General features: G+C 66.6%; 23 protein-coding genes. 14 read left to right on the top strand and 9 right to left on the bottom strand.

Annotation, left to right across the window (positions count from 1 at the left end):
* Nucleotides 1–14: 14 nt before the first annotated feature.
* Complete coding sequence (locus ACZYZ7_RS15205; RefSeq protein WP_463741246.1) at nucleotides 15–1,091, top strand: prenyltransferase; 1,077 nt, start codon at nucleotides 15–17, stop codon at nucleotides 1,089–1,091.
* Here ACZYZ7_RS15205 and ACZYZ7_RS15210 read toward each other — a convergent pair.
* Complete coding sequence (locus tag ACZYZ7_RS15210) at nucleotides 1,088–1,759, bottom strand: class I SAM-dependent methyltransferase (protein WP_450071505.1); 672 nt, start codon at nucleotides 1,757–1,759, stop codon at nucleotides 1,088–1,090. The genes ACZYZ7_RS15205 and ACZYZ7_RS15210 overlap by 4 nt on opposite strands.
* Nucleotides 1,760–1,813: 54 nt before the next feature.
* On the opposite strand from ACZYZ7_RS15210, the gene ACZYZ7_RS15215 reads away from it, so the two are divergent.
* Entirely contained in the window at nucleotides 1,814–2,383 is a 570-nt protein-coding gene (locus tag ACZYZ7_RS15215) for a TetR/AcrR family transcriptional regulator (protein ID WP_450071504.1), read from the top strand.
* Here the strand turns inward: ACZYZ7_RS15215 and ACZYZ7_RS15220 are convergent.
* Nucleotides 2,370–2,981: a TetR/AcrR family transcriptional regulator gene (locus tag ACZYZ7_RS15220; protein ID WP_450071503.1), complete on the bottom strand. Its 612-nt coding sequence runs from the start codon at nucleotides 2,979–2,981 to the stop codon at nucleotides 2,370–2,372. The two genes, ACZYZ7_RS15215 and ACZYZ7_RS15220, sit on opposite strands and share 14 nt — an antisense overlap.
* A 92-nt stretch (nucleotides 2,982–3,073) precedes the next feature.
* On the opposite strand from ACZYZ7_RS15220, the gene ACZYZ7_RS15225 reads away from it, so the two are divergent.
* Nucleotides 3,074–4,435 (top strand): cytochrome P450, encoded by a 1,362-nt coding sequence (locus ACZYZ7_RS15225; protein ID WP_450071502.1) that lies wholly within the window; start codon nucleotides 3,074–3,076, stop codon nucleotides 4,433–4,435.
* A gap of 6 nt (nucleotides 4,436–4,441) precedes the next feature.
* Here the strand turns inward: ACZYZ7_RS15225 and msrA are convergent, their stop codons facing one another.
* Entirely contained in the window at nucleotides 4,442–4,954 is a 513-nt protein-coding gene (gene msrA / locus ACZYZ7_RS15230; RefSeq protein ID WP_450071501.1) for a peptide-methionine (S)-S-oxide reductase MsrA, read from the bottom strand.
* A 35-nt stretch (nucleotides 4,955–4,989) separates the two neighbouring features.
* Between msrA and ACZYZ7_RS15235 the strand changes: the two genes are divergently transcribed.
* The 4 genes from ACZYZ7_RS15235 to ACZYZ7_RS15250 all read left to right on the top strand — a co-directional run bounded on the left by ACZYZ7_RS15235 (nucleotide 4,990) and on the right by ACZYZ7_RS15250 (nucleotide 7,841).
* A complete protein-coding gene (locus ACZYZ7_RS15235; protein ID WP_450071500.1) occupies nucleotides 4,990–5,394 on the top strand; it encodes a hypothetical protein in 405 nt (134 codons plus the stop codon).
* A 42-nt stretch (nucleotides 5,395–5,436) separates the two neighbouring features.
* A complete protein-coding gene (locus tag ACZYZ7_RS15240; RefSeq protein ID WP_450071499.1) occupies nucleotides 5,437–5,946 on the top strand; it encodes a nuclear transport factor 2-like protein in 510 nt (169 codons plus the stop codon).
* The gene (locus tag ACZYZ7_RS15245) at nucleotides 5,943–6,959 is read left to right on the top strand and encodes an NAD-dependent epimerase/dehydratase family protein (protein ID WP_450071498.1); all 1,017 of its coding nucleotides are present in this window, start codon (nucleotides 5,943–5,945) and stop codon (nucleotides 6,957–6,959) included. The genes ACZYZ7_RS15240 and ACZYZ7_RS15245 overlap by 4 nt, the downstream gene beginning before the upstream one ends.
* Before the next feature lie 63 nt (nucleotides 6,960–7,022).
* The gene (locus tag ACZYZ7_RS15250; protein WP_135459491.1) at nucleotides 7,023–7,841 is read left to right on the top strand and encodes a class I SAM-dependent methyltransferase; all 819 of its coding nucleotides are present in this window, start codon (nucleotides 7,023–7,025) and stop codon (nucleotides 7,839–7,841) included.
* A gap of 3 nt (nucleotides 7,842–7,844) precedes the next feature.
* Here ACZYZ7_RS15250 and ACZYZ7_RS15255 read toward each other — a convergent pair whose 3' ends face one another.
* A complete protein-coding gene (locus ACZYZ7_RS15255; RefSeq protein WP_450071497.1) occupies nucleotides 7,845–8,819 on the bottom strand; it encodes a quinone oxidoreductase family protein in 975 nt (324 codons plus the stop codon).
* Nucleotides 8,820–8,961: 142 nt separating this feature from the next.
* Between ACZYZ7_RS15255 and ACZYZ7_RS15260 the strand changes: the two genes are divergently transcribed.
* Together ACZYZ7_RS15260 and ACZYZ7_RS15265 are read left to right on the top strand one after the other, a co-directional pair.
* On the top strand, nucleotides 8,962–9,978 hold the full coding sequence (locus tag ACZYZ7_RS15260) for an AraC family transcriptional regulator (RefSeq protein ID WP_450071496.1): 1,017 nt from the start codon (nucleotides 8,962–8,964) through the stop codon (nucleotides 9,976–9,978).
* Between the two features lie 262 nt (nucleotides 9,979–10,240).
* The gene (locus tag ACZYZ7_RS15265; protein ID WP_450071495.1) at nucleotides 10,241–11,617 is read left to right on the top strand and encodes a hypothetical protein; all 1,377 of its coding nucleotides are present in this window, start codon (nucleotides 10,241–10,243) and stop codon (nucleotides 11,615–11,617) included.
* Between the two features lie 88 nt (nucleotides 11,618–11,705).
* On the opposite strand, the gene ACZYZ7_RS15270 is transcribed toward ACZYZ7_RS15265, so the two are convergent.
* A complete protein-coding gene (locus ACZYZ7_RS15270; protein WP_450071494.1) occupies nucleotides 11,706–11,927 on the bottom strand; it encodes a hypothetical protein in 222 nt (73 codons plus the stop codon).
* Nucleotides 11,928–12,159: 232 nt separating this feature from the next.
* On the opposite strand from ACZYZ7_RS15270, the gene ACZYZ7_RS15275 reads away from it, so the two are divergent.
* Nucleotides 12,160–13,662, top strand: coding sequence for an HNH endonuclease signature motif containing protein (locus ACZYZ7_RS15275; RefSeq protein WP_450071493.1), 1,503 nt, complete (start codon nucleotides 12,160–12,162; stop codon nucleotides 13,660–13,662).
* A gap of 17 nt (nucleotides 13,663–13,679) precedes the next feature.
* Here ACZYZ7_RS15275 and ACZYZ7_RS15280 read toward each other — a convergent pair whose 3' ends face one another.
* Together ACZYZ7_RS15280 and ACZYZ7_RS15285 are read right to left on the bottom strand one after the other, a co-directional pair.
* A complete protein-coding gene (locus ACZYZ7_RS15280) occupies nucleotides 13,680–14,135 on the bottom strand; it encodes an SRPBCC family protein (protein WP_135459486.1) in 456 nt (151 codons plus the stop codon).
* Between the two features lie 20 nt (nucleotides 14,136–14,155).
* Nucleotides 14,156–15,127, bottom strand: coding sequence for an aldo/keto reductase (locus ACZYZ7_RS15285; protein WP_450071590.1), 972 nt, complete (start codon nucleotides 15,125–15,127; stop codon nucleotides 14,156–14,158).
* A gap of 91 nt (nucleotides 15,128–15,218) precedes the next feature.
* Between ACZYZ7_RS15285 and ACZYZ7_RS15290 the strand changes: the two genes are divergently transcribed.
* From ACZYZ7_RS15290 to ACZYZ7_RS15300, 3 genes are read left to right on the top strand one after another with little or no spacing between them, the layout of a single operon-like run.
* The gene (locus tag ACZYZ7_RS15290) at nucleotides 15,219–15,578 is read left to right on the top strand and encodes a DUF427 domain-containing protein (protein WP_450071492.1); all 360 of its coding nucleotides are present in this window, start codon (nucleotides 15,219–15,221) and stop codon (nucleotides 15,576–15,578) included.
* 9 nt (nucleotides 15,579–15,587) lie between these two features.
* Entirely contained in the window at nucleotides 15,588–16,487 is a 900-nt protein-coding gene (locus ACZYZ7_RS15295) for a DNA-3-methyladenine glycosylase family protein (RefSeq protein ID WP_450071491.1), read from the top strand.
* 38 nt (nucleotides 16,488–16,525) lie between these two features.
* Complete coding sequence (locus ACZYZ7_RS15300; RefSeq protein WP_450071490.1) at nucleotides 16,526–17,350, top strand: MBL fold metallo-hydrolase; 825 nt, start codon at nucleotides 16,526–16,528, stop codon at nucleotides 17,348–17,350.
* A 1-nt stretch (nucleotide 17,351) separates the two neighbouring features.
* Here ACZYZ7_RS15300 and aqpZ read toward each other — a convergent pair whose 3' ends face one another.
* The gene (gene aqpZ, locus ACZYZ7_RS15305; RefSeq protein WP_450071489.1) at nucleotides 17,352–18,125 is read right to left on the bottom strand and encodes an aquaporin Z; all 774 of its coding nucleotides are present in this window, start codon (nucleotides 18,123–18,125) and stop codon (nucleotides 17,352–17,354) included.
* A 113-nt stretch (nucleotides 18,126–18,238) separates the two neighbouring features.
* A complete protein-coding gene (locus ACZYZ7_RS15310; RefSeq protein ID WP_450071488.1) occupies nucleotides 18,239–19,039 on the bottom strand; it encodes a PaaI family thioesterase in 801 nt (266 codons plus the stop codon).
* A 62-nt stretch (nucleotides 19,040–19,101) separates the two neighbouring features.
* On the opposite strand from ACZYZ7_RS15310, the gene ACZYZ7_RS15315 reads away from it, so the two are divergent.
* Nucleotides 19,102–21,159, top strand: a complete 2,058-nt coding sequence (locus ACZYZ7_RS15315) for a heavy metal translocating P-type ATPase (RefSeq protein WP_450071487.1) — start codon at nucleotides 19,102–19,104, stop codon at nucleotides 21,157–21,159.
* The last annotated feature ends 244 nt before the right edge of the window (nucleotides 21,160–21,403 follow it).

A 21,403-nucleotide genomic window follows, 5' to 3' on the forward strand; every position in this document is an offset into this window, starting at 1 on the left:
CCCGGGCGGTGCTAGTGCCTGAGATCCCCGGTGTGCCCGGAGTTTTGACGCCGGACGACTGCCTGCAGACAGCGCGATCGATTGCCGCGACCCAGGAATCCTCGGGGGCGTTGCCGTGGTTCGACGGCGGCCACACCGACCCGTGGGATCACGTGGAAAACGCCATGGCGTTGACCGTGGCCGGGCTGATCGAACCGGCCCGCGCGGCATTCGACTGGTGCCGCACCGTGCAGCGCGCCGACGGGTCCTGGCCGATCCAGCTGCGCAACGGTGTCATCGAGGATGCCAACAGTGACAGCAACTTCTGCGCCTACGTGGCCACCGGCGTCTGGCACCACGTGCTGATCACCGGGGACCGGGCCTTCGCCGAGTTGATGTGGCCGGTGGTGACCCAGGCTCTCGACTTCGTACTGGGCCTGCAGGCCGCCGGCGGTGAGATCTACTGGGCAGCAAGCCCGTCCGGCCCGGTTGAAGAGGCGCTGCTGACCGGCTGCGCCAGCGTGTACCACAGCATCCGGTGCGGACTTGCGCTCGCCGACTACCTCGACGACCCCCAGCCGGAATGGGAGGTCGCTGTCGGGCGTCTCGGCCACGCGATCGCCGCTCACCCGGAGGCATTCTCCGCCAAGGACACCCACGCGATGGAGTGGTACTACCCGGTGCTCGGCGGCGCCCTGCGCGGGGCGGCCGCGCAAGCCCGGATCGACGACCGTTGGGACGACTTCGTGGTGCCCGGGCTGGGCATCCGGTGCGTGGACCACCGGCCCTGGGTTACCGGCGCGGAGACCTGCGAGCTGGTGATGGCCCTGGACACGATCGGTGACACCCGACGGGCCCGCGAGCAGTTCGCGGCCATGCAGCACCTGCGCGAGGACGACGGATCCTATTGGACCGGACTGGTTTTCGCCGACGGCAAACGCTGGCCCGAGGAACGCACCACCTGGACCGGCGCCGCCATGATCCTGGCCGCCGACGCGTTGTCCTCGACTACCGCGGCCAGCGGCATCTTCCGAGGCGTTGGACTGCCGCGCGGCCTGGAGGGCGAGTACGACTGCGAGTGTGTGGCGGGCCGCAACGCCGGCGACCGCTAGTCCAGCTGCCCTGGCTCGCCGGAGGTCCGCTGGAGCACCCGCATCGAACCCATCGCGGCGACCTCGTCGAAGGCGCCGGTCGCCAGAGCGCGCTGGTAGATGTGGAACGGCGCCTGGCCGCCGTCATCGGGATCGGGGAACACGTCGTGGATGATCAGCGCACCGCCCACCTCGACCCAGCGGGCCCAGCCGTCGAAGTCCCGCTGCGCGGCCTCCTCGGTATGGCCGCCGTCGATGAACAACAGCCGCAACGGCATTCGCCATCCACGGGCCACTACGGGTGACTTTCCGACCACGGCCACCACATGCTCGTCCAGGCCGGCGGCGTCCAGCGTGTGGCGCATCGTGGGCAGGGTGTCGAACAGTCCGGTCACCGGATCGACCATGGTGGTGTCGTGGTACTCCCAGCCGACCTGATGCTCCTCCGAGCCGTGGTGATGGTCGACGGTGTACAGCACTGAGTCCGTCTCCTGTGCGGCCGCGCCCAACATCACCGTCGACTTGCCGCAGTAGGTGCCGATCTCGACCCCGACCCCGCCGTTGAGGTAACGCACGCCCGCGTCATAGAGGGCGCGGCCCTCATCGGCCGGCATGAAGCCGGTGACCTGCTCGGCGAGGGCGAACAGGCGCTCGGCGCGGGGCGGCAGGGCGGTGTCAGCGGTGCTCATGAATGCACAACCTACCGTTGCTGGCGAATGGTTGTTGTAGTAGCGTCCGGACACGTGTCTGATGCCGCTCTGGAGTCGACGCGTCGCCGCCTGAGTGCCCGGCAGGCCGACACTGTGGAACGCCTGGGGCAGGCCGCGTTGCAGTTGATCATCCGGGACGGATTCGCCGGGCTGACCGTGCGCCGTGTGGCTGCCGAGGCCGGGGTCGGGGCGGCGACGGCCTACACCTACTTCTCCTCCAAGGAACACCTCGTGGCCGAGGTGTTCTGGCGCCGGCTCTCGGCTGCGCCGCCGGCCGCTCACGAGTCGGCCGACCCGGCTACCCGGGTGGTCGAGGTGTTGCAGCACATCGCATCTCTGGTGGCCGATGAACCCGAATTCGCCGGTGCGGTGACCAACGCGCTGCTCGGCAAGGATCCGGATGTCGAGGCGCTGCGACAGCGCATCGGCAGCGACATCCGCGGCCGGCTGGCCGCCGCGCTCGGGCCCGATGTGGACGCCGATGTCATCGAATCGCTGGAGATGTTGTACTCCGGTGCGCTGGTGCGCGCCGGTATGGGCTATCAGAAATATCCGGATATCGCTCGGCGACTGGAGAAGTCGGCCCGGCTCATCCTGCGCTGACGGTTGTCCCGCCCAGGATGGCCATCGACGCGGCCACGGCGGGACCGTAGATGTCGTGGATATCGCCGCCGTCCTCGACGATCAGCGCGGTCAATTCGCGAAGGCCGCCCAGCAGGATGATGGCCATCGGCTCGGTGAGCCGGGGCAGTCCGGCGCGCCGGAAGCCGGCGCTGCCGCTCAGTTCGATCAGCAGATCGGTCAGATCCCGCAGGGCTTCGCGCTGCAGCGGGCGGGCCCTGCTGCCCAGCGCGGGCAGTTCGCGGATCCAGCTCAGCGTGATCGCCGGGGCGGATGCGATGTGGTCGACATAGGCGCCGACGGCCTGTCCGATCTGATCGGGCCAGGTTGCCTCGGGGTCGACGGCGGCCTGGATGCCGTGGACAAGGACGGCATTGTTGGCGCGCAACAGCTCGAGAAAGCCGTCCTCCTTGGTCCCGAACTGGTCGTAGAACGTGCGCTTGGAGGTACGGGCGTGGCGGACGATGTCGGCCACCGTGGTCTCGCGATAGCCCTTGTCGTTGATCGCCGCAGCGAGCCCGTCGAGCAGTCGGAGCCGGTAGGTGTCGGCAGGGGATTCGGCATGGCTGAGTGCGGTCATCGTGGCTGACCCCCTTGCGTTGCCTGGTACCTGGGGGTACCGTACCCCATAACCGATGGTACCGCGCGGTACCAGTACTTGCTGGAGATGGTATGACCGAGCTCGTAGCTGCTGAGAAGGCCACCGACGACCCCACCGGGAGCGCCGCGCCGGGCCGGGTACCGCCACCCGCGCGCGTTCCGAAGCCCTTGCAGGCCATCGGCTTCGCACTGGCCAGACGCTGGGTGGTCAAGCAGGTCGCCCGCCGGCAGGGCGACGTGTTCAGCCTCAAGCTCCCGATCTTCGGTCCCACCGTGATGATCGCCGATGCCCAGCTGGCCAAGCAGCTCTTCGCCGCCAACACCGACGACGTCGGCAACATCCAGCCCAACCTGAGCCGAATCCTCGGCTCCGGATCGGTGTTCGCCCTCGACGGCACCGATCACCGTCGCCGTCGCAAGCTGCTCACCCCGCCGTTCCACGGCAAGAGCATCAGGAACTATGAGCAGATCTTCGAAGAGGAGACGCTGCGGGAAACGGCGAACTGGCCCGAGGGGCAGCAGTTCGAGACGCTCGAACCGATGATGCGGATCACGCTCAACGCGATCCTGCGCGCGGTGTTCGGCGCCGATGGCGAACAACTCGACGAGTTGCGCCGCATCATCCCGCCCTGGGTCACCCTGGGCTCGCGGCTGGTGGTAGTGCCGACCCCGAAGCGGACCTACGGCCGGTTCAGCCCGTGGGGCCGGCTCGCCTCGTACCGTCGACGCTACGACGCCGTCATCGACCGGCTGATCGACCGGGTCGAAGCCGACCCCGACTTCGACCAGCGCGACGACATCCTGGCGCTGCTGTTGCGCAGCACGTACGAGGACGGATCGGCCATGTCCCGCAAGGACATCGGTGACGAGCTGCTGACCCTGCTGGCCGCCGGCCACGAGACCACGGCCTCGACCCTGGGCTGGGCCTTCGAGCGGATCAGCCGTCATCCACAGGTGCTGTCCGACCTGGTGGCCGAGGCTGCCACCGACAACAACGAATACCGTCAAGCCACCATCCTGGAGGTGCAGCGCAACCGGACCGTCATCGACTTTGCCGGCCGTCGCGTCTACGCACCGTCAATCAGGCTGGGGGAGTGGGAGATTCCGCGTGGGCACTCGATCATTGTGGCCATCTCGCAGATCCAGGAGGCCGAAAAGGAGTTCACCGATCCGGACCGGTTCGACCCGCAGCGATTCGTGGGCAAACGGCCGGGCCTGGGCTGGCTGCCGTACGGCGGCGGCACCCGGCGCTGCGTCGGGGCGGTGTTCGCCAACGTAGAGATGGATGTGGTGCTGCGAACGGTGCTGCGCCACTTCGTCATCGAGACCACCACCGCGCCGGGCGAGAAGGTGCACTCCCGCGGGGTGGCCTACACCCCCGCGGCGGGCGGGCGCATCGTGGTGCGCCGCCGTGCCACGCCGCTGGGGGCCTGACCGTCCCTAGCCGGCGGTCTGCCGCTTGGGCAGCTTCCAGCCCGCGCGCGGGAAGTGGCAGGTGTACCCGTTCGGGTAATGCACCAGGTAGTCCTGGTGCTCGGGCTCGGCCTCCCAAAAATCGCTCGCCGCGGTCACCTCGGTGACCACCTTTCCCGGCCACAGTCCCGACGCGTCCACATCGGCGATGGTGTCCAGCGCGACGCGCTTCTGCTCGTCATCGAGGTAGAAGATCGCCGACCGGTAGCTGGTGCCGGCGTCATTGCCCTGCCGGTCCTTGGTGGACGGATCGTGGATCTGGAAGAAGAACTCCAGCAGCGCACGGAAGTCGGTCTGCGTCGGGTCGTAGACGATCTCGACGGCCTCCGCGTGGCCCGGATGATTGCGGTACGTCGGGTGGTCGTTGCGGCCACCGGTGTAACCCACCCGGGTGGAGATCACGCCGGGCTGCTTGCGGATGAGGTCCTGCATGCCCCAGAAGCAGCCGCCCGCCAGGATCGCTGTCGAATAGTTACCCATGTGCCCCATTGTGCTCCGTGATTACCGTGGTGGTCATGCGTGTAGTTGCAACCGCCGCGCTCGCCGGTTTACTCCTGCTGGCCGGATGCCCCACCGCGGCGGCCGAACCGGCTCAGGTCGCGGTGCCTGAGGTGCCACCCGATCCCGCGCGCACCCTGTTCACCGACAACCCCGCGATCGTTGATCCCCACCTGACTTCGATCGAATCCTTCAGCCGCGACCAGGACCGCCTGTCGGTCAACTTCACCGCCGGTACCCCGGATTGCTTCGGAGTCCACCTGGTCACGCAGGAGACCGCCGACACGGTCACGATCGAGCTTCGCGGCGGAACGCCACCGGAGTCCGTCGGCCGCATGTGTATCGCCCTAGCGGTGCGTGGCACCGCGGAGGTCGCCCTGCAGGCCCCGCTGGGTTCCCGGCGGGTGCTGGCAGTGCAGTGACAGGTCTCGACAAAGACCGGTAGAACGTGTTCTAGTTTTGGGGTGACGAGCAGCCCTTTCAGCCGCGAGGAACTCGCCGCTGCCTTCGAAACGTTCGAGCAGACCGTCGACCGGGCCGCGCAGACCAAGAACTGGGATGTGTGGGCCGACCATTACACCGTCGACGTCGACTACATCGAGCACGCCGTGGGCACAATGAAGGGCCGCGAGCAGGTGCGGCCGTGGATCTGGAAGACCATGACCACCTTCCCCGGCAGCTACATGACGTCGTTCCCGTCGCTGTGGTCGGTGATCGACGAGCCCACCGGACGCATCATCTGCGAACTGGACAACCCCATGCGTGACCCGGGTGACGGCACCATCATCACCGCCACCAACATCTCGATCCTGACCTACGCCGGCGACGGCCTGTGGTCCCGTCAGGAAGACGTCTACAACCCCCTGCGGTTCGCCTCCGCGGCCCGCAAGTGGTGCCGCAAGGCCGCCGAACTCGGCACCCTTACCGACGAGGCCGAGGCGTGGCTCAAGAAGTTCGGGGGCGGGTCGCAGTGAGCGCCAAACTGGTCATCGGGGCCAACGGATTCCTGGGCTCGCATGTGCTGCGGCAACTGGTCGCTGCTGATGACGGGTCCGAGATCCGGGCGATGGTGCGGCCGAACGCCAGCACCATCGGGATCGATGACCTGCCGGTCAAGCGAGTGCTCGGCGATGTCTTCGACACCGAGGCCCTGCGCGAGGCGATGGCCGGTTGCGACGTCGTCTACCACTGCGTCGTCGACGCCCGTGGTTGGTTGCGCGACCCGGCACCGCTGTTCCGTACCAACGTCGAGGGCACCCGCAATGTGCTCGACGTGGCTGCCGAGTTCCCTGAGCTGCGCAAGTTCGTCTACACCAGCAGCTACGTCACCGTCGGACGCAAGCGCGGCAAGCGCTCCACCGAAGCCGACATCGTCGACGTGTCGAAGGTGACGCCCTACGTGCGCTCGCGGGTGCAGGCCGAAGATCTGGTGCTGCAATACGCGCGTGAGCGTGGTGTGCCTGCCGTCGCGATGTGCGTGTCGACCACCTACGGCAGCGGCGACTGGGGCCGGACCCCGCACGGCGCGATCATCGCCGGCGCCGCGTTCGGCAAGCTGCCGTTCGTGATGAGCGGAATCGACCTGGAAGCCGTCGGTATCGACGATGCGGCCAAGGCCATGCTCCTGGCCGCCGACCGGGGCACCCCGGGAGAGCGTTACCTGATCTCGGAGAAGATGATCAGCAACGCCGACGTGGCGCGCCTGGCCGCCGAGGCCGCCGGTGTCGCGCCGCCGCAGCGGTCGATTCCGCTGCCGGTGTCCTATGCGCTGGCCGCGGCGGGCACTATCAAGGGCAAGCTGCGTGGCACCGATGAGCGTTTGTCACTGGAATCCCTGCGACTCATGCGGGCCGAAGCCGAGCTCGATCACTCCAAGGCGGTACGTGAACTCGGTTGGCAGCCAAGGCCTGTCGAGGAATCGATCGCCGAGGCTGCGAAGTTCTGGGTGGGCCTGCGCGCCGCCAAACGCGCGCGCAACGGCAGCTGAACACCACGCCGAAGGGTGTTAAGCCACTGGGCGGCAAGCGTATTGCGGCCTAACCTGGCGAATATGACCGACAAGCTGAAAGTCGACCTGTCCGGGGCACCCCAGACCATGTTGGCGACGTTCTACGCCAAGGCGCTCGACGCCGGCATGCCCAACCCGATCCTGGGCGATCGGATGGCGAAAGAGATCGCCGACCGCATCGACTACGACTGGAGCCGCACCTCGATCACCGAGGCGACGTCACCGTCGGTGACGACTCGCAGCGCGCACTTCGACCGCTGGACCCGCCAGTTCCTGGCCGTGCACCCCGAGGCCGTCGTGCTGCATCTGGGCTGCGGCCTGGACGGCCGGTTCTTCCGGCTGCAGCCGGGACCCGGTGTCGAGTGGTACGACATCGACTACCCCGAAGTCGCGCACCTGCGCGAGCAGCTCTACCCGTCGGCCGAGCACTATCACGTGGTGGCCGCCTCGGTGACCGACCCGGCCTGGCTGCGCGACATCCCGGCCGACCGGCCGACCCTGATGATCGGTGAGGGGCTGACGATGTACCTCACCGAACACGACGGGGTGGCGCTGCTGCGGCGCATCGTCGACGGGTTCCCTTCCGGGGAACTGCAATTCGATGCGTTCAACACCTTCGGCATCAAATCGCAGTGGAGCAACACCGTGGTGCGCCGATCCGGAGCCAAGCTGCATTGGGCCGTCGACAAGCCGGAGGACATCTTGCGCGCGGTACCGGGCACCCGGCTGTTGGCCTGGACCTCGCCCTTCGAAGACAAGGTGTTCAACACACTGCCCTGGTACTACCGGATGATGCTGGCCATCATGAGGCCGGTGCCGGTGCTGCGGTACATGGCGCAGTATCACCGCTACGCATTCTGAGCGTCAGGGAACCAGAACCGACGATCCGATGCTGCGGCCCGATTCGAGTTCGCGGTGTGCGTGCGCGGCCTCGCTGAGGGGATATCGCTGGTTGATCTTGACCGCGATCCGGCCACTGGCGACATGCCCGAAGAACTCTCCGGCAAGCTCTTCACGTTCGGCGGGGTCGGCGATGTAGTCGGCCAGGGCGGGGCGGGTGACGAACAGTGATCCCTTGGCGGCCAACTGCATTGCGTCGATCGGCGGAATCGGACCCGACGCGGTGCCGAAGCAGACGAGGAGGCCCCGCCGCGCGAGACAGTCGATGGAACTGTCGAAAGTGGCGGCGCCGACGCTGTCATAGACGACGGGTACGCCGCGCCCGTCGGTCAGCTCGCGTACCCGATCGACAAGGTTCTCCCGGGTGTGCACGATCACCTCGTCGCAGCCGTGCGCCCGGGCCACGGATGCCTTCTCGTCCGAAGACACACTGCCAATCACCTTGATACCCAACAGATGTGCCCACTGGCAGAACAACAGCCCGACACCGCCGGCCGCGGCATGGAGCAGAACGGTGTCGCCGGACCGAAGCGGATAGATGCGTCTCAGGAGGTACGCGGCGGTCAATCCGCGCATCGTCGATGCCGCGGCGGTGTCGAAATCGACGTCATCGGGTAGGGCGATCAGATGCTCAGCGGGCATCACGCGTTCGGTGCTGTAGGCGCCCAACGGGCTTCCGGTGTAGGTGACTCGGTCGCCGGGGACGACATCTTGGACGCCTGCGCCTACGGCTTCGACAACACCAGCGGCCTCGACTCCGATGCCTGATGGGAGTGCTGCCGGGTACAGGCCGGTCCGGAAATAGGTATCCGCGAAGTTCAGACCGACCGTCACGTGACGAATCTGTACCTGTCCGGGACCGGGGTCGCCGACAGCGACATTTTCCCAGCGCAGCACCTCTGGGCCACCCGTCTCAGTGAATCGCACACCGTACGCCACCAGCTAGAACCCTTCCGCCGCCGCGTCCTTCCCGCGCTCATCGCCGGCTGCCAGGTGCCGATCCAGCTTTGACGATAGACCGGGGGTGGGTGGTAATACTTATCCCCAAGAGACATCTTTCTGATCATTTGGAGTCGTCGGCATGGAGAATCGTGAGCCCCTCGCGCGGTACGCCGCGTTCAATGGGTTCCTGGACCTCGCCGGCGAGATCGGGGTGGATGTCGAAGAGCTGTTCGCGCGATCCGGGCTCGATCCGATGGGCATGAGTCAGCCGGACCGGTGGGTCTCGGCCAGGGCGGTCGCCGATGTGCTCGAAGATGTAGCGGCATCTTCGGAGAGCGACGACGTCGGATTGCGTCTGGCTGAGAACCGGCACCTGGCCAATCTCGGACCACTGAGCCTGGTGATCAGGGACGAACCGCTTCTGCGCGACGCGATGCAGACCCTCATCCGGTACAACCACATGTACAACGAAGCCCTCCAGATTCGAGTGATCGAGGCCGACGAGGTCACCACGATCCGCCTTGAGCTGAACGTCGGGACCGGAAGGCCGCCAAGGCAATCCATCGAATTGGTTGCCGGATCTTTGGTCGGGATACTGACGGATCTCGCGGGAGATCACTGGCGCCCGGTGGCCACCTGCTTCAGCCATCCCCGGCCGTCGGACACGGGGCGGCATCGCCGAATGCTCGGCGACAATGTGAGCTTCGACTGCGATTTCAACGGCATCGTCCTGCGTTCGGCCGACCTCGACACCAGGAACGTCCTGGCGGATCCGAAGTTTCTGCCCTACGCCCAGCAACTCCTCAATCCGAGGAGTGACCCGACGGACGCGGTCATCGTCTCTCGCACACGTGAAGTCATCGAGTTGCTGTTGCCTGCAGGACGGTGCTCGATCGACCACGTCGCACGAAGCCTCGGTACCAACCGCCGAACCCTGCATCGTCAACTCCAAAGCGCCGGAACGACATTCACCGAGCTGCTCGATACCACCCGCGTTGACCTCGTCAAACACCTCCTGACCAATCCCAACAACTCGCTCACCGACATCTCGGTCATGCTCATGTTCTCCACGCCGGGGAACTTCACCCGCTGGTTCCGGCAGCGCTTCGGCGTCGCGCCGCGTACCTGGCGGCAACAGCGGGCCGCCCTGAAGTGACGTTGGTGGGGTTCATCGAGTTTGCTGGGAACTGAGGTTGGAGCGAGCGATCGGCCCATAGGTCGGCGCCGGCCGCCGAGCGGCATCCGCCCAGATCTGGCGAGTCTTTCCGAAATCAATTTTCGCTGACATTTTCAGCCGCCTGACCTGCCAAGATGCGCAATGGCGTAGATCGCCTTTCTGGATCCAAGTGTTACCGACCGGTAACTAGGGAGTATGTTGTCCCGGTCACATCCCCCCTCGGTCGGCAAGGAGCCGCTCAATGTACGTAGCTGTTCGACCCAACAGTTCAGGTCAACGCAACTCCAAGGGCATCGCCCTGGTCGGCGCAACTGCTATCGCCGCAGCATCCATCGGGTTGATGCCGCAGGCGGCTCAGCTCCCTGATCCCGTCAAGATGAGCACCGCAGCCACACAGCTTGTGGCGCAGGTGAATCCGTTCGAGACCCTGGTCGAGGCGCTGCAGGTGACCGCTGCCAACGTGCAGACCGTCGCCAACAACTGGCAGGCCCGGCCGGCCCCGCTCGTGCAACAGGTTGCCGCCAACTGGCTGAACTACGCCCAGATCATCACCAAGTCGATGACCTCCGAGATCACCACCATTGACCGGATCGGTGGTCAGCTGACCGACCCCGCCTTCATTGACGCCCTCCTCAGCAACCTTCAGCAGGGCAATATCAAGGCGGCGTGGACCTCGATCTTCAGCAAGCTGGTCTCCGCCGGATTCCTGTTGGTCGCACCGCTGACGAACATCGCCAACATCCCGGCGTACATGCTCACGAACATGGCCGCGACGGTGAAAGTACTGGCCAGTAGCGGTTTGAGCGCGGTCGGCACTGCGGCGCTTTCCGCATTCCTCGGCGCTGGGACGGCGATTGCTGACGGACTGCAGGGTGCGGTCGACTCCGCCAAGGAGGGTGATGCACTGGGTGTTCTGGAAAATGTGGCAAACATTCCCGGCCTGATGGTGGGCGATGTGCTGAACAACCCGACCGGGGGGCTCATGAGCCCGACCGGACTTCTCGGCCAGCTCACCACCCGCATTCCTCAGCTGATCGCGGCAGGCATCGTGGCGCCCGGAGCGCAGAACATTTTCAAGGGTGGAACCTTGGACGCGGGGTTCGCCTCCCTGACGGATAGCGTCAACAAGCTTGTCGCCGCGATCGGTGCCGGACTGGGCGTTCCGGCCGGCGCAACGGCCACGCTGGACACCGTGTCGGCTCCCAAGGCCCTCACCGCCAAGGCTCCCGCTGCCAACGCACCGTCGGATCCGGCATCGGTGCCCTCACTGACAACGTCAGCGACCAATGCGGTGACGCTCAACGTCAAGGCCGATACCGCCACCGACGCCGCGCCGGGCGTTGTCGCCAAGCTCGCAGCGGACCCGACGGACGATGCTGTCACCGTCAAATCGCCTGTCGCGAAGGTTGATTCGCCGGTCTCCGGTGCGGTTCGGTCGGCGCTCAAGCCGAACGTCAGTGCGATGCCGTCCAGCAAGTTGGCGGCCAAGTTGAAGGACACGGTGACGGCCAAGCTGAAGGGCAAGGCTGGTGACCGTACCGACTCCCCGGCTTCGGGCGCGTCGAGCAAGAAGCCGGCCGGCGCGGGTCAGGCCTCCGGGTCGCACGACAGCAAGTAGTCCTTACTGCGTAAGGGCGCCAAATCTGGGGGGATGAAAAGCGAAGAGGGGCAGCCCGTTCCGGGCTGCCCCTCTTTGTCTGCCGGTGTCAGCGGACGCCGCTGTGGCGAACAGTGTTGTCCACCTTGGGAACCATCGGCTTGGGGTGGATCTGGTCGAGCCAATCCAGGTGGTCGACACCCGCTGAGACGGTGACGGTGCTGGGGGCCGCGACGTGGGCGGGCTCGGCGGCCAGTGCCGGTGCGGCCAAGCCCAGAACCCCTGCGCTCAATCCACTGGCGGCGATGACGGCGAATCCGAACTTCTTCATTTCCTGCTTCTTCCTGCCTCGTCCGGCTGTCGATTTCTGGTGCGCTCTGTGCCGGTATGACTGTCCAAACCGAGAGGTCAGCCGGACAATTTCCGATGGCAGAAATTGACCGCCTCATGGCAGAAAGAAGCATGTTCAGCAGAATCCATCGGTGCCCGCGCCCCCGAGGGAGCGCAAATGCACTGCTGCGATCTGACCGATGTTGTCGGTGGGTGGTGGCATAATCGAACGTATGTTCGATATCGATTCCGATGCGGAGCTGATCGACAGGATCAGTGGTGCGGCGCGGGCGGAGTCGGTGGCGATCGCGGCACGGTTGGCCGCGATCGGGGCGTTGGACAGCCTGCGGGAACAGGAGTTGGTCGAGAGCATTTTGTGGCGGACCGATCCGTTCGAAGAAGTCGCCGCGGAGGTCTCGGCGGCGTTGCGGATCAGTCGGGGGCGGGCGGCGACTCAGGTTCATCATGCTCGGGTGTTGCGAGACAAGCTGCCGTTGGTGGCGGCGCGGTTCGCTGTCGGGGATATCGATTATCGGGTGGTGTGCACGATCATTGCCCGCACCGGCATCGTGGATCCTGCAGTCTGGGCCGGGCTGGATGCCGAACTGGCGGCGCGGGCACACCGATGGATGCGGTTTTCGCAGCGGCAGTTGCGGGACCGGGTGGATCAGTGGATCGCCAAACTGGATCCGAATGGGGTGCGGGTACCCCCGGATGTGGCTGAGGAGCGGTTCGTGCAGGTCGAGGCGGGCAGCCCGGGCAAGGCGACGGTGTGGGCCAACCTGGATGCCGCCGACGGGACCGCCTTGGATCAACGCCTGAACGCGCTGGCGGCGACGGTGTGTGAGCATGATCCACGCACTCGTGAGCAGCGTCGCGCGGATGCGGTGGGCCCGTTGGCCCGGTTGGAATCCCAACTGGCCTGCCGGTGTGGTCGTGACGAGTGCCCCGCGGCGCGGAAGCGGGCCGCGGCCGATGCGGCGGTGGTTCATGTGCTGGCCGATCGGGCCACCGTCGACGGCAGCTCGGATGATCCGGGATACCTGCCGGGGCACGGGATCCTGCCCGCCGAGTCGGTGCGCGACCTGGCCGCCACCGCGAAGATCAAGCCGCTGCACGTGCCCAACCAACCTGCAGAACCCAGCGAGTCGCCTGACGCGGCTGAGCCCACCGAAGCCACCGAGCCACCCCAACCCGCCGACTCCGATGCCGGTGAGCCCGGGTATCGCCCATCGGTGGCGCTCTCGGAGTTCATCCGCTGGCGGGACCTCACCTGTCGGTTCCCGGGCTGTGACGCCCCCGTCGAGCGCTGCGACATCGACCACACGATGCCCTACCCGCTGGGTCCGACGCATCCCTCGAACAACAAGCTCTACTGCCGCGCCCACCACTTGGTCAAGACCTTCTGCGCGGGCTGGTCGGACCGCCAATTCCCCGATGGCACTGTCGAATTCACCGCACCGACGGGGCACACCTACACCACTGAACCGCACGGGGCCGGCATGTTCCCGATGCTGGCTGAGCCGACCGGGGAGCTGAACCTCCCCGAACCGCCGGCCCACCACCCGAACCGGGGCGCGAGGATGCCGACCCGCCGCCAAACCCGCGAACAAGACCGCCGAGACCGGATCAACGCCGAACGACGGCTACGCGCCGAACTCAACAACGACCTCGAATTCGAACGCGACTACCAAGCCTGGCTCGCCGAAGAATACGGACCACCGCCACCCTTCTGAGGTAGGCGGGGTGGACATCAAGCCTCGGCGCGCTCCTTGAGCCGCTGCAGGGTGAGCTGGATGTGCTCGGCATTGGCACCATCGCGGTCGGGGACCCCGGTGGCCAGACCCGCGACCTTCTTGAACCAGCCCGCGCGGCGATCCCAGGTGGACTCGGTCACCGTGCACCCGCCTTCGGCAGCGACGATGTCGTAGCGCCAGTGCGCGACCGGGAACACCAGGGACTTCACGTCGAAGGCGAATGTCTTGCCCGGTTCGGCATCGGTAACGGTGCAGGTGGTGCTCCAGGCTTTGGAGCCATTGCGGTTGTGCCCCTTGAAAACCGAACCAGGAGTGGCGGAAGTGCCCTTCTGCCACTCCATCGCATGCGCCTCCTCGGCGAGCGCGGCCAGGGTGGACAGGTCGGTGATCAGTGCATACACCGCTGCGGGGTCGGCAGCGATCGACACGGTGGCTTTCACAGGCGCGGTCATGGGCCGATCGTAGTCCCGGGCTACCGGTCGATCATCCGCATCTGAGCCTCGCTGTGATGGGCACCGGCAGCCGGGGCGAGGTTGTCCAGCCTGGACAACTGCTCGGCGCTGAGCGTCACGGAATCGGCGGCGACGTTCTCCTCCAACCGCTCGATACGTTTGGTTCCGGGGATCGGCACGATATCGGGGCCGCGGGACAGCAGCCAGGCGAGCGCGACCTGACCCGGCGTCGCACCCGAGGCTTCGGCGATTGCCCGCACCTCGTCGGCGAGGCGCAGATTCGCCGCGAAGTTCTCACCGGTGAATCGGGGATTGTCCCGGCGGGTGTCGTCAGCGGCCAGATCGTCGATGGACCGGATCTGCCCGGTGAGGAAACCACGTCCCAGCGGTGAGTACGCGACAAAGCCGATACCGTTCTCGCGCAGCACATCCAGGATCCCGTCCTCGGGATCGCGGGTGAACAACGAGTACTCCGACTGCAGTGCGGCGATCGGATGGACCGCATGGGCCCGCCGGATGGTCTCGACGCCCACCTCGGACAACCCGATATGGCCCACCTTCCCCTCGGCGACGAGTTCGGCGAGCGCACCGACGGTCTCCTCGATCGGGGTGTCTCGGTCCAGTCGGTGCTGGTAATAGAGATCGATGTGATCGGTGCCGAGCCGGCGCAACGACCCCTCCACCGCGGTGCGGATATTGGCCGGGCTGCTGTCCGCCCCGTCGCGGCCGGTGTGGGAGATCACCCCGAACTTGGTGGCGAGCACCACCTTGTCGCGTCGGCCCTGCAGTGCCTGGCCAACCAACTCTTCGTTGACGTACGGGCCGTAGACCTCGGCGGTATCGATGAGGGTGACGCCGAGGTCGATCGCCCGATGAATGGTGCGGATGGACTCGGCGTCGTCGCGGCCCGCGCTGCCGTACGCGAACGACATGCCCATCGTGCCCAGACCGATCCGGGCCACCTCGAGCTCACCCAACTGCGCGTTCTGCAATGTTCCCATCACCCCAGTGAACCCGGCTCCTGCTGGGCTCGCCAGGAAGCCTGGTGGGAATCGGTGGCGGCACCTCGACGTTGTCACGCATATGACCGAGCGCCAGGTGCTGCAGCCCAGCGCAGCCCACCCCATCGCCATCACCCCGACCGGACGTCGGGTCACCGTCACCATCGGCGGCGCGATCGTCGCGCAGACCGATGACGCCCTGACCCTGCAGGAGTCGACCTACCCGGCGGTGTATTACATCCCCCGCGCCGACGCGGTGTCCGAGACACTGACCCGCAGTGCCACCACCACCTACTGTCCATTCAAGGGCGAGGCGAACTATTACCACGTCGGCGGGGTCGAGGACGCGGTCTGGACATATGAGCAGCCGTATCCGGCCGTCGCTGAAATCGCCGGTCACCTGGCGTTCTACCCGGACAAAGCGGACATCGCCCTGGCCTAATCTGGTGCGGTGCCCTCAACCAGCGTCGTATTCGAGGGTCCGGCCAGCCCGGGCCTGACGCTGGCCCCGTGGCGGCGCGGCGGCGGTGACCCGTGCAACCGGGTCGGTGCCGACGGTGCGATCTGGCACACCAGTGCGATGAATACCGGTCCGGTCACGGTGCGGATCACCAAATCGGCCCCCGATACCGTCGACGGCGAGGCGTGGGGTGCCGGCAGCGCAGAGTTTCTGGATGGATTCGCGGCGCTGGTGGGTGCAGACGATGACGCCACCGGTTTTGCCCCCGTCGAGCCGACGATCGCCGAGGCCCACCGGCGGGTGCCGCATCTGCGTCTCGGCCGCAGCGGCCGGGTACTTGAAGCCTTGGTGCCCGCGATCATCGAGCAGCGGGTCTCGGGCATGGACGCCTGGCGGGCCTGGCGGTGGTTGGTGACAAAGTACGGCGCCCCGGCCCCGGGACCGGCGCCGGTCGGGATGCGGGTGCCGCCCACCCCGGAGGCATGGCGGCGCATCCCGTCGTGGGAATTTCACCGGGCCAACGTGGATCCGGGCCGGGCCCGCACGATCGTCGGGTGCGCGCAGCGCGCCGACGCCCTCGAGCGGCTCACCGCCGAACGGGCTGTCACGGCGCTGCGGTCACTGCCCGGCGTCGGCGAATGGACGGCAGCCGAAACCGTGCAACGTGCCTTCGGTGACGCCGATGCACTGTCGGTGGGGGACTATCACTTGGCGACGATGGTGGGGCGCACTCTCCTCGGCCACCCGATCGATGACGAAGCGATGGTGGAGCTGCTCGAACCACTGCGCCCGCATCGGCAGCGGGCGGTTCGACTGCTGGAAGCCAGCGGACTGGCGCACAATCCGCGTTTCGGTGCGCGTCAGGCGATTCCGAACCTGCGCACGCTGTAGCTTGACCTGAACCATGGTTGAGGTGCCAGTCTGGGGTCATGCCTACCTGGATTTGCACGGGATGTGGTGTGGAACATCAGGATTCCGACACCGAACCCGCGAGCAGCTGCATACTGACCTCCGAGACGGTTTCGATCGAAGAACGTGGCGACCTGCCGCCGCACGGCACCTGGACCACGCTGGATGAACTGGCGGCCCAGCCACACCACACCGAACACGTCGACCACGGCCGCGGAGTGCACAGCCTGCGCAGGGCGCCCAAGTTCGCCATCGGACACCGGTCGTTCCTGGTGCAGACCGCCCACGGAAACCTCCTGTGGGATTCGCCGAGCTATCTGGATGACGAGATCATCGGCCTCGTTCACGGCCTCGGCGGTGTTGACGCCGTCGCTGCCAGTCATCCCCACATGTTCGGCGCGCAACTCAGTTGGAGCAGCGCGTTCGGGGGAGTCCCGGTGTACGTGAATGCCCTTGACGCAGAGTGGCTTCCCACTCAGGATCCGCTGATTCAACTGTGGAACAAACAGTGCGAACCACTACCTGGACTGCGGCTGATACACGTCGGCGGCCACATGCGGGGGAGTTCGGTGGCGCTCGCGGCCGACGGCACCCTGCTGGTCGGGGACACCATCTCCGGTGGACTGGCGCGGAACTGGGTGTCGTTCCAACGGAACTTCCCCAAGCACGTCCCGCTGTCGGCCGCGGTGGTGCGGCGGATCGTGAACCGGCTCGACGAATACGACTATGACCGGCTCTACACCCTTGGCGGCGATGAGATAGACAGCGCCGCCAAGGATGTAGTGCACCGGTCAGCGGAGACTCATATTCGTTGGGTCAGTGGTGAATTCGACCACTTGACCTGATTTAGCGGTCGCGCGGGTGGTCCAAGGCGTCCTCGCGCACCGGCCGGTCGGCCAGTTCGTCGGCGACACCGAACAGGAACGAGTAGGCCAGCCCGGCGATGGCCGCACCGACCAGTGGGGCCAGCCAGAACGCCCACAGCTGCGCAGGCGCGCCGTTGCCGTTGAAGAAGGCGACCGCTGTGGAACGGGCCGGGTTGACCGAGGTGTTGGAGATCGGGATCGAGATCAGGTGGATCAGCGTCAGGGTGAGCCCGATCGCCAGTCCGGCAAAGCCCTTCGGCGCGCGGTCATCGGTAGAACCCAAGATGACCAGCAGGAAAATCGCGGTGAGGATCACCTCGGCGAGAAGGACCGCGGCCAGTGAATATCCGCCGGGGGAGTGCTCGCCGTAACCGTTGGCGGCCATGTTCCCGGTGGCGGACCAACCGTCCTTGCCGCTGGCGATCACGTAGATCACCAGGCCGGCCACCAGACCGCCGACAACCTGTGAAATCCAGTACGGCACAACGGCTGCCCACTCGACCCGGCGGGCCAGCGCGGCGCCCAGCGTGACCGCCGGATTGAAGTGCCCGCCCGAGATGGTGCCGAAGGCGTACACCCCGGTCAACACGGTCAGGCCGAACGCGAGGGCGACCCCGAGGAAACCGATCCCCACGGAGAAGCTGTCGGAGAGAAACTTCGCGGCGAACACCGCGCTACCGCAACCGCCCAGGACCAGCCAGAACGTCCCGATGAATTCGGCTGCCAATCGATGTGACATTGTTGGCGTACTCATGGCGAACTCCTCCGTAGATGTGGTTCATCCGGAGGGTTTCACGCCAGTGCGCAATGGCAGCATCGTTGTTGTGAAATTGATTGCAGAGTGAAATTTACGTTGCCGTGCCGAAATCAGCGATAAGCGGTCAGCCGGGCCACCAGGGCGACCGCGCCGTCGTCGCCGATGGCCTGCGCGTCGGCGACCCCGGAACTTCGACCGGTACGCAATGCCCGTGCCTCATAACGGGATTCGTTGCCGCCGCGGAACTGGCGCAGATAGTTGACCCGCAATGACGCGGTATGCCAGGGCGCACCGGTCCCGTCGCTGAGAGCGGCGGAGCCCACGAGTTCGAGTGCCGCCGCGGACACCCCGCCGTGCACGATGCCGATGCTGTTGTTGACAACGGGATCTGGCAGCTGCCGTAACGCCGCGGTCCGGCCGCCGGTCTCGGCGACCTCGACCGACATGCGGTCTTCCAGTGCGGCGGGCGGCGTTCCCTCCGTCGACTCGGAGGGCCACGCGACGACGTGCCCCGGGGCGTGGATGTGGAAGGACCGCACCGTTGCCGTCCCGATCAACTGGCCGCCATGCGTCAGCTCGGAGAGGCTCAACGAACCCGTGCCCTTCGGGCCGAACGGCCGCGCGGTCGCCACCACCGGCTCCTCGGGCGCTGCCGTGACGAGCTCAAGCGCGTGCGGGGTGAGCTCGATGGCCAGCTCGCTGGACACCGTCCACTCGTCGTCATCACGGCGGAGGTGGTTGACCAGGCCGCCGATGTGGTCGACGAGCATCGCCAGTGGGGCCAGCGTCGGTACGTGCGTCAGCGGATTGAGTAGACCGCCCACGGGTATGGAGGCCACGCAGCGGTTCGGGCTCTCCTCAAGGGTTTGTACGCCCATGCGGCCCAGCGGGGTGTTCAGCGGATAGTGCATCGCCGTCAACAGTTACGCCCATCACGGTAGCCAGATACCCCCTAGGGGTATACAGTGGCGACATGACCACGACCGAACACGCGATGCACGAGCACGAACACACCGGTCACACGGGGCATGCGGGCCACGGCGACCATGTCGCCCAGTTCCGGAGCCTGTTCTGGGTCATGACGGCCCTCGCCGTGCCGACGGTGGCGCTTTCGCCGATGTTCGCGATGCTCCTCGGCTACGACCTCCCGGACTTCCCCGGAGCGCGTTGGATCTCCCCGTTGCTCGGCACGGTCATGTACGTGTGGGGCGGCCGACCGTTCCTGACCGGCGCCGTCAGTGAAATACGTTCGCGCGCACCGGGAATGATGCTGTTGATCGGATTGGCGATCACGGTCGCCTTCGTCGCGTCGTGGGGTGCGAGCCTCGGCGTGCTGCACCACCAACTGGACTTCTGGTGGGAGCTCGCGCTGCTGATCGTGATCATGCTGCTGGGCCACTGGATCGAGATGCGGTCGCTGGCCCAGACCACCTCGGCACTCGACTCGCTGGCCGCGCTGCTGCCCGACGAGGCCGAGCGCGTCGAGAACGATGGCGATGCCGAGCAGGTGGTGACCGTGGCCCCGGCGGATCTACAGGTCGGCGACCTGGTGATCGTCCGGCCGGGCGGCAGTGTGCCCGTCGACGGCCGCATCGTCGACGGTGCCGCCGATATGGACGAGTCGATGGTCACCGGAGAGTCGCGGACCGTGCGCCGAGGCATGGGTGACGACGTCGTCGCGGGCACCGTCGCCACCGACTCCGGACTCCGGATCCGGGTGACGGCCGTCGGCGACGACACCGCGCTGGCCGGCATCCAACGGCTGGTCGGCGAGGCGATCAACTCCTCGTCGCGGGCGCAGCGCCTGGCCGACCGGGCCGCGGGCTGGCTGTTCTGGTTCGCGCTGGGATCAGCGTTGCTGACCGCGCTGGCGTGGACCTTGCTGGGCGAACCCGACCAGGCGGTGGTCCGCACGATCACGGTGCTGGTCATCGCGTGCCCCCATGCGCTCGGCTTGGCCATCCCGCTGGTGGTGTCCATCGCGACCGAGCGGGCCGCCCGGGGCGGCGTGCTGATCAAGGACCGTCTGGCGCTGGAAACCATGCGCACTGTCGGCGCGGTGCTGTTCGACAAGACCGGGACCCTCACCAAGGGTGAGCCGGCCGTCACCGCGGTGGCGGTCACGGACCGCCCGGAGAACGACGTGCTGGCGTTGGCCGCGGCCGCCGAGGCGGATTCCGAACACCCGCTGGCCCGCGCCATCGTCGCTGCGGCGCAGGACCGCGGCCTCGACGTCCCTACGGCAAGCGACTTCAGCTCCTCGCCGGCGGTCGGGGTCAGCGCACTGGTCGGTGGACAGCGGGTGCGGGTCGGCGGGCCGGCACTGCTCGAACAAGCCGGGCAAGCCGCCCTTGCGGGCACCGCACACTGGGCCGGCGCCACCGTGCTGCACGTACTGGTCGACGGGGAGCCGGTCGGTGCCCTGGCGCTGGCCGACGAGATCCGGCCGGAATCCCGGCAGGCCGTCGACGCCCTGCACGATCTGGGCATCGAAGTGGTGATGATCACTGGTGACGCCGCTCCAGTGGCCTCCGCGGTGGCCTCTGAGCTGGGTATCGACCGCGTATTCGCAGGTGTACGGCCTGAAGACAAGGCCGCCAAGGTCGCCGAACTCCAGCACGAAGGCTTGAAGGTGGCCATGGTCGGCGATGGCGTCAACGATGCACCCGCGTTGGCCGCGGCGGACGTCGGCATCGCCATCGGCGCGGGGACCGATGTCGCCATCGCCTCGGCGGGTGTCATTCTGGCGAGCTCGGATCCGCGATCGGTGCTCTCGGTGATCGAGCTGTCCCGGCAGTCCTACCGGAAGATGAAGCAAAACCTTTGGTGGGCAGCGGGTTACAACCTGATCTCGGTCCCGCTGGCGGCCGGCGTGGCCGCTCCGCTCGGTTTTGTAATGCCGATGTCCATCGGGGCGATATTGATGTCAGCGTCGACGGTTGTCGTGGCACTCAATGCGCAGTCGCTACGTCGCCTCGACCTGCGGCCCGAGGCCGGCGTGCGCAGCGTTGCGCGGGTCTCGGGACGTTGACGATGCAAATCTAAGAATCTGACTAAGCTTTCTCGCAAATTTCAATCGCACGTATAACAGCACTATAACGGCACATATATGAATATGTAGCAAACAAAATCGACGACTGAGGTAGTGGATGGCCCCAATGGGGGGTGGGGGTCCCTCTGGTGGGAATGCATGAAATATCAAGGGCTGCAGGATGATTCGCATTTTCTGCGGCGCATCTATCGTCAGGGGTAAAAGCCGCCGGCGGAGTATCGTT

It is taken from the genome of Mycobacterium sp. IDUB_17 (genome assembly GCF_055419465.1).

Excerpts from the sequence above, each read along its gene's own strand:
- ACZYZ7_RS15210 (WP_450071505.1), bottom strand. The coding sequence starts at position 1,759 with ATGAGCACCGCTGACACCGCCCTGCCGCCCCGCGCCGAGCGCCTGTTC.
- ACZYZ7_RS15220 (WP_450071503.1), bottom strand. The coding sequence starts at position 2,981 with ATGACCGCACTCAGCCATGCCGAATCCCCTGCCGACACCTACCGGCTC.
- ACZYZ7_RS15225 (WP_450071502.1), top strand. The coding sequence starts at position 3,074 with ATGACCGAGCTCGTAGCTGCTGAGAAGGCCACCGACGACCCCACCGGG.
- msrA (WP_450071501.1), bottom strand. The coding sequence starts at position 4,954 with ATGGGTAACTATTCGACAGCGATCCTGGCGGGCGGCTGCTTCTGGGGC.
- ACZYZ7_RS15235 (WP_450071500.1), top strand. The coding sequence starts at position 4,990 with ATGCGTGTAGTTGCAACCGCCGCGCTCGCCGGTTTACTCCTGCTGGCC.
- ACZYZ7_RS15250 (WP_135459491.1), top strand. The coding sequence starts at position 7,023 with ATGACCGACAAGCTGAAAGTCGACCTGTCCGGGGCACCCCAGACCATG.
- ACZYZ7_RS15260 (WP_450071496.1), top strand. The coding sequence starts at position 8,962 with ATGGAGAATCGTGAGCCCCTCGCGCGGTACGCCGCGTTCAATGGGTTC.
- ACZYZ7_RS15265 (WP_450071495.1), top strand. The coding sequence starts at position 10,241 with ATGTACGTAGCTGTTCGACCCAACAGTTCAGGTCAACGCAACTCCAAG.
- ACZYZ7_RS15270 (WP_450071494.1), bottom strand. The coding sequence starts at position 11,927 with ATGAAGAAGTTCGGATTCGCCGTCATCGCCGCCAGTGGATTGAGCGCA.
- ACZYZ7_RS15275 (WP_450071493.1), top strand. The coding sequence starts at position 12,160 with ATGTTCGATATCGATTCCGATGCGGAGCTGATCGACAGGATCAGTGGT.
- ACZYZ7_RS15280 (WP_135459486.1), bottom strand. The coding sequence starts at position 14,135 with ATGACCGCGCCTGTGAAAGCCACCGTGTCGATCGCTGCCGACCCCGCA.
- ACZYZ7_RS15290 (WP_450071492.1), top strand. The coding sequence starts at position 15,219 with ATGACCGAGCGCCAGGTGCTGCAGCCCAGCGCAGCCCACCCCATCGCC.
- ACZYZ7_RS15300 (WP_450071490.1), top strand. The coding sequence starts at position 16,526 with ATGCCTACCTGGATTTGCACGGGATGTGGTGTGGAACATCAGGATTCC.
- aqpZ (WP_450071489.1), bottom strand. The coding sequence starts at position 18,125 with ATGAGTACGCCAACAATGTCACATCGATTGGCAGCCGAATTCATCGGG.
- ACZYZ7_RS15310 (WP_450071488.1), bottom strand. The coding sequence starts at position 19,039 with ATGCACTATCCGCTGAACACCCCGCTGGGCCGCATGGGCGTACAAACC.
- ACZYZ7_RS15315 (WP_450071487.1), top strand. The coding sequence starts at position 19,102 with ATGACCACGACCGAACACGCGATGCACGAGCACGAACACACCGGTCAC.